A 453-nucleotide genomic window follows, 5' to 3' on the forward strand; every position below is an offset into this window, starting at 1 on the left:
CCTTAAAGGATCTATGAGGGCGCTGTAATGAATCTCGAAAAAGCGTTGGTATTACGGACATGTGCAAATAACATGGCCGATCACTGTGGTTTGGTGTGGCCTGTCTCAGGGACCGTTGAGTGCAGGCACTGGCAACCCACAAAAGCACATGAAAATGGACTGGCAGGTTTATTGTGGGGTGTTGGAACCAGCGCCTTTTTGAGTGTTCATGCCGATGCGCGATGGGTTGTCTGTGAAGTGGCCGTTGCCGACCTCATTGCGTTGTCCGAGAGCGGAATGGTGAAATTCCAGCGGGCGCAAGTCGTTCATGTCGGTGACAAAAGCAGTGCTGCACATTACCTCTTGATGCACCGGGCCAGTTACTCATCGACAAGTCCCCCTGCGGCTGTCGAGGTTCGTCCGGCCAGTGGCGAGCTTGTTGTCAGTCATGAAGTATTTGACGTGGCATCAGTG

General features: G+C 53.0%; 1 pseudogene. It reads left to right on the plus strand.

The annotated features are described in order from the left end of the window. Window positions 1-27: 27 nt before the first annotated feature. Window positions 28-453, plus strand: a pseudogene (locus ALO43_RS30550) (Ice nucleation protein); the annotation flags it as partial.

Source organism: Pseudomonas tremae, assembly GCF_001401155.1.
Classification (GTDB): Bacteria; Pseudomonadota; Gammaproteobacteria; order Pseudomonadales; family Pseudomonadaceae; genus Aquipseudomonas; species Aquipseudomonas tremae.